Raw genomic sequence first — 4371 nt, 5'->3', positions numbered from 1 at the left:
GCCCCTTCGAGAAGCAGAGCTGACGGGCCGCGGCCATGGCCATCGACCTCCGTCACCGTCTCCCGGCGCCGGCGCCGGGACTGCGGGCCGTCCGGGACCTCCTGGTGCGCCTCGTGGTGTGGCTGTCGGCCCGCCTCTGGGCGCTGCGCGCCGCCCCGGCCCGCCGCCGGCTGCGCGCCGCCGTCCCGGGGCTGCGCCGGGTCGGGTGCGGACCGGTACGGCTGTACGGGCGGACGGTCGCCGGCTACACCGCGGCGGAGGCCGCCGCGGCGGACCTGGAGCAGGTCCGCGCCGTGCTGGAGTCGGCGGGCGTGCCGTACTTCCTGGTCCCCGCCGAGCAGGGGCCCGGGGTGCCGCGGCCGGTGGTCGGGGTGGCGGAGTCGTACCGTGGCGCGGTCCTCGACCGGGCGCGGCGGCACTTCGCCCGCACCGCGGTGTACGTGGGTGCGGTGGGGGCGGACGGTACGGTGACCGGCGCGGTGCTGTGGGCCGACGGCCGGCTGCCGCGGGCGCTGCGCTCGGCCCCGGTGCTGCGGACCGGACTGGTGCGGCTGGGGCCCGGCGGGCAGGTGCTCGACGGGCTGGACGCGGGCTGTGACATCGAGTTCTGGCGGTACGGGCGGGAGCTGGGCGCGGATCCGGCGCACCTGACGGTGCCGGGGACCCGGCTGCGGGAGGACTTCGGGCCGGCGCTGGTCGCCCCGCGCCGCAACGCCGTGTCCGAGGTGCTGCCGGCGCAGGCCCTGCAGCCGGCCGCGGTCGCGGACCAGGGCCCGCGTGCGACGCCGGACCGGCCCCTGGTCGTGATGCCGGAGCAGCGCGCGGCGCCGGCGCCGGGGGCGGGGGCAGGGGCGGCGGTCCCGGGTACGGGTACGGCGGCGGTCCCGGGTGCGGCGACGGGGGCGGTCCCGGGTACGGCGACGGGGGCGGGCCCGGGTACGGCGACGGGGGCGGCGCCGGGGGCGGGCCGGCAGCCGTACCCGCGGCCCGTGCCGACGTTCGCGGCGTTCGCCGAGCCCGGGATCGACCAGGTCTGCTTCCCGGTCGACGCCGTGTACACGTGGGTCGACGGGGACGACCCGGTGATGGCCGTGAAGCGCCGGGCCCACCAGGCGCTCTCCGACAACGTCATCGCCGCGCGCGAGACCGGCGCCTCCCGGTACACCAGTCACGACGAACTCAGGTACGCGCTGCGGTCGCTGGAGATGTACGCCGGTTTCATCCGCAACGTCTACCTGGTGACCGACGCGCAGGTACCGTCCTGGCTGGACCCCGACGCGGCCGGCCTGACCGTGGTCGACCACCGGGACATCCTCCCGGCCGACGCGCTGCCCGTCTTCAACTCGCACGCGATCGAGAGCCGGCTGCACCACATCCCGGGCCTGTCGGAGCACTACCTCTACTTCAACGACGACGTCTTCATCAACCGCCCGGTGCGGGCCGAGCACTTCTTCCACGGCAACGGCATCGCCCGCATCCCGCTGTCCCCGCTCAAGCTCGGGGTCGGCGCCCCGCACCCGCTGGAACCGGCGCCGAACTCGGCCGGGAAGAACGCCCGCGAGGTGATCCGGCGCTTCCACGGCCGGTACGTCACGCACAAGTCCCTGCACACCCCGCACCCGCAACTGCTGTCGGTCATGCGGGAGATGGAGGACCTGGGCATCGAGGAGCTGGAGCGGACGTCGTACTCGCGGTTCCGGGCCACCACCGACGTGGCGCCCGCGTCCACGCTGCACCACCACTGGGCGATCGCGACGGGCCGGGCGGTGCCGGCCGAGTACAACTTCCGGTACGTCCAGCTCGGCACCCCCGACATGCGGCGCCGCCTGGCGCGCCTCGCCGCCGGTGAGGACGTGGACTTCTTCTGCCTCAACGACGTGGACACCGCCCCGGCGGACCGTGCGGCGGCGCAGACGGCCATCCGTGCCTTCCTGGAGCGGAAGTATCCGTTCCCGAGCCGCTTCGAGCGGGCGGCCCGGACCCCGTCGTACCCGGCGGCGGGACGGGAGGCGCCCGTGCGGCGCCGCCCGTCGCGCCGCGCGTCCGCCCGCCGCCGGATTGACGCCGTCCGTTAATCGGGTGGCGCCCCCGAGGCGCCCGTTTGTAAGTTGTGCTGTCTGGCTGAGCCGCTTACCGAACGTGGGGGATCCTCGATGTCACCAGCCCGTGTGAGACGTGCCGTCCGCGAATCCGTCTCCGGACTGCCCCGCGCGTTCTGGTGGCTGTGGACCAGCACCCTGGTCAACCGGCTGGGTGCTTTCGTGGCCACGTTCATGGCCCTCTACCTGACCCTCGACCGCGGGTACTCGGCTTCGTACGCCGGTCTCGTCGCGTCCCTGCACGGGCTCGGCGGGGTCGTCTCCTCGCTGGCCGGCGGCGTGATGGCCGACCGGCTCGGCAGGCGGCCCACGCTGCTCGTCGCGCAGACCGCCACGGCCGCCTCCGTCGCGCTGCTCGGCTTCGTGACCGACCCGGTCGCCATCGCCAGCGTCGCCTTCCTCGTTGGCATGGCCTCCAACGCCTCCCGGCCGGCCGTGCAGGCGATGATGGCCGACATCGTCCGCCCCGAGGACCGGGTGCGGGCCTTCTCCCTCAACTACTGGGCGATCAACCTCGGCTTCGCGGTCTCCTCCACGGCCGCCGGGTTCATCGCCGAGGTCAGTTACCGCGCGGGCTTCCTGATCGAGGCGGGCATGACCCTGGTCTGCGCGGTCGTCGTCTTCGCGAAGCTGCCCGAGTCACGCCCCGTGCCCTCGGCCAAGCAGGAGCAGGCGCGGGCAAGCCTCGGCACGGTGCTGCGCGACGGGCGGTACATGGCCGTCGTCGGGCTGTCCTTCCTCGTCGCCCTGGTCTTCCAGCAGGGCTCGGTCGGGCTCCCGGTCGCCATGGGCCGGGCCGGGTTCTCACCCGCGGACTACGGCCTGGCCATCGCCGTCAACGGCGTCCTGATCGTCGTCCTGCAGATCCCCGTCACCCGGTTCATCGAACACCGTGACCCGCGCACCCTGCTGGTCGCCTCCTCGCTCCTGGCCGGGTACGGCTTCGGGCTCACCGCCTTCGCCGGTTCGGTCGGCGTCTTCATGCTCACCGTGTGCGTGTGGACGCTCGCCGAGATCGTCAACGCCCCGACCCAGACCGGGCTGGTGGTCCGCCTCTCCCCGGTCCACGGCCGCGGTCGCTACCAGGGCGTGTACACCCTCTCCTGGTCCGTCGCCGCGCTCGTCGCCCCGCTGCTGTCGGGCGCGGTGATCGACCACCTCGGCGCGGCCTGGCTGTGGGGCATGTGCGCGGGCGTCGGAACGGCGGCGGGGCTCGGCTACGGCGTCCTGATGCGCCGCCTGCCGCAGGAGCACCCGGTTCCGGACGGCGTGGAGGCCGAGCCGGAGCCGGAGCAGGGGGCGGCGGTCCGGACGGCGTAGTCGGGCGGCTCCTGCCGACGGCACCGGCGTCGTCGTCAGGAGAAGAAGCCCGCCCAGTACTCGTCCCGGCCGCACACGAAGTCGTCCGGCCGTTGCTCGCGCAGCACCTCGTAGCGGTCGGTGTAGGCCCTCAGGGCGTCCTGGAGCGAGCAGCCGAGGTGTTCACGGAGGATCTTGATGCCGAGGATGATCTGCTTGTCGAGGATCTGTGCGTCGACGACGTCGACCGTGGTGCCATCCGTCATGGGGTGATGGAAGGCGATCAGGGGATCCGCCGCAACGCGTTTTCGTGTGCTCACGCCTCCAGCGGTACCGGATGCACCTCGTCCGCGCGGTGGCCGGCGCGTTCGTGGACGCGCTGGACCGCCTCGGCCGAGGGGGCGTCGGAGAGGCAGTAGACGGTGCCCGACTCCGGGTCCGCCCAGGCGTGCTCGAAGTGCACGGACTCGTCCTGCTCGATGGCGAGGTCGGCCCGGTGCGCCTCCTGCAGCTGGTCCGCCGTGATGCCCTGCATGCCGCGGTGTATGTCCAGGAACTTGGGCATGACCGCACCTCCTGTTCTCGCCGGTGCCTAGTCCATGCTGCGCCCGGTGAGCGGCAGGGGCATCCGGTACGGCGAAGGGCCGGTGTGAACGCCGTTCACACCGGCCCGGTGTCGTTCAGCCGCATTGGCACGGGTTGCCCGACTGGCACCCGCAGCCGCATCCGGAACCGCAGCCGCACGCGCCGAACAACGGAAGGCTCCTGATCTCGGCGGGCTGCTCGGTCTCGCGCTCCTGCGTGGGATCGGGCGTGGTGCTGGGGGATTCGGCCATGGGATCCTCCTCGACCTCGGGCAGGGATGCCCTCGCCCATTCCATGCCCGTTCCGCCGGGCGCATCAACGGCGCACGGAGGCGTTTCGCCTCCGGCTCGGCGCGGCGACCCCGGCCCGGCCGCCCCCTGGCTCAGCC

At 73.7% G+C, this 4371-nt stretch carries 5 protein-coding genes; 2 read left to right on the top strand and 3 right to left on the bottom strand.

Annotated elements, in window-relative coordinates; all coding sequences use genetic code 11:
- Window positions 1-35: 35 nt before the first annotated feature.
- Complete coding sequence (locus tag IE312_RS43865) at window positions 36-2075, top strand: stealth family protein (protein ID WP_268254375.1); 2040 nt, start codon at window positions 36-38, stop codon at window positions 2073-2075.
- Between the two features lie 78 nt (window positions 2076-2153).
- Window positions 2154-3419, top strand: a complete 1266-nt coding sequence (locus IE312_RS31055) for an MDR family MFS transporter (protein ID WP_189985590.1) — start codon at window positions 2154-2156, stop codon at window positions 3417-3419.
- A gap of 35 nt (window positions 3420-3454) precedes the next feature.
- On the opposite strand, the gene IE312_RS31050 is transcribed toward IE312_RS31055, so the two are convergent.
- The 3 genes from IE312_RS31050 to IE312_RS42635 all read right to left on the bottom strand — a co-directional run.
- A complete protein-coding gene (locus IE312_RS31050) occupies window positions 3455-3664 on the bottom strand; it encodes a hypothetical protein (protein ID WP_189985589.1) in 210 nt (69 codons plus the stop codon).
- 50 nt (window positions 3665-3714) lie between these two features.
- On the bottom strand, window positions 3715-3963 hold the full coding sequence (locus tag IE312_RS31045; protein ID WP_189985588.1) for an SCO4226 family nickel-binding protein: 249 nt from the start codon (window positions 3961-3963) through the stop codon (window positions 3715-3717).
- 115 nt (window positions 3964-4078) lie between these two features.
- The coding region (locus IE312_RS42635; protein WP_229900654.1) for a hypothetical protein at window positions 4079-4371 on the bottom strand (293 nt) is incomplete at its 5' end.

Source organism: Streptomyces capoamus (genome assembly GCF_014654935.1).
Classification (GTDB): domain Bacteria; phylum Actinomycetota; class Actinomycetes; order Streptomycetales; family Streptomycetaceae; genus Streptomyces; species Streptomyces capoamus.
This window is presented reverse-complemented; position numbering and strand designations above follow the sequence as displayed.

Coding starts and splice junctions, on each gene's coding strand:
- IE312_RS43865 (WP_268254375.1), top strand. CDS start 36: ATGGCCATCGACCTCCGTCACCGTCTCCCGGCGCCGGCGCCGGGACTG.
- IE312_RS31055 (WP_189985590.1), top strand. CDS start 2,154: ATGTCACCAGCCCGTGTGAGACGTGCCGTCCGCGAATCCGTCTCCGGA.
- IE312_RS31050 (WP_189985589.1), bottom strand. CDS start 3,664: ATGACGGATGGCACCACGGTCGACGTCGTCGACGCACAGATCCTCGAC.
- IE312_RS31045 (WP_189985588.1), bottom strand. CDS start 3,963: ATGCCCAAGTTCCTGGACATACACCGCGGCATGCAGGGCATCACGGCG.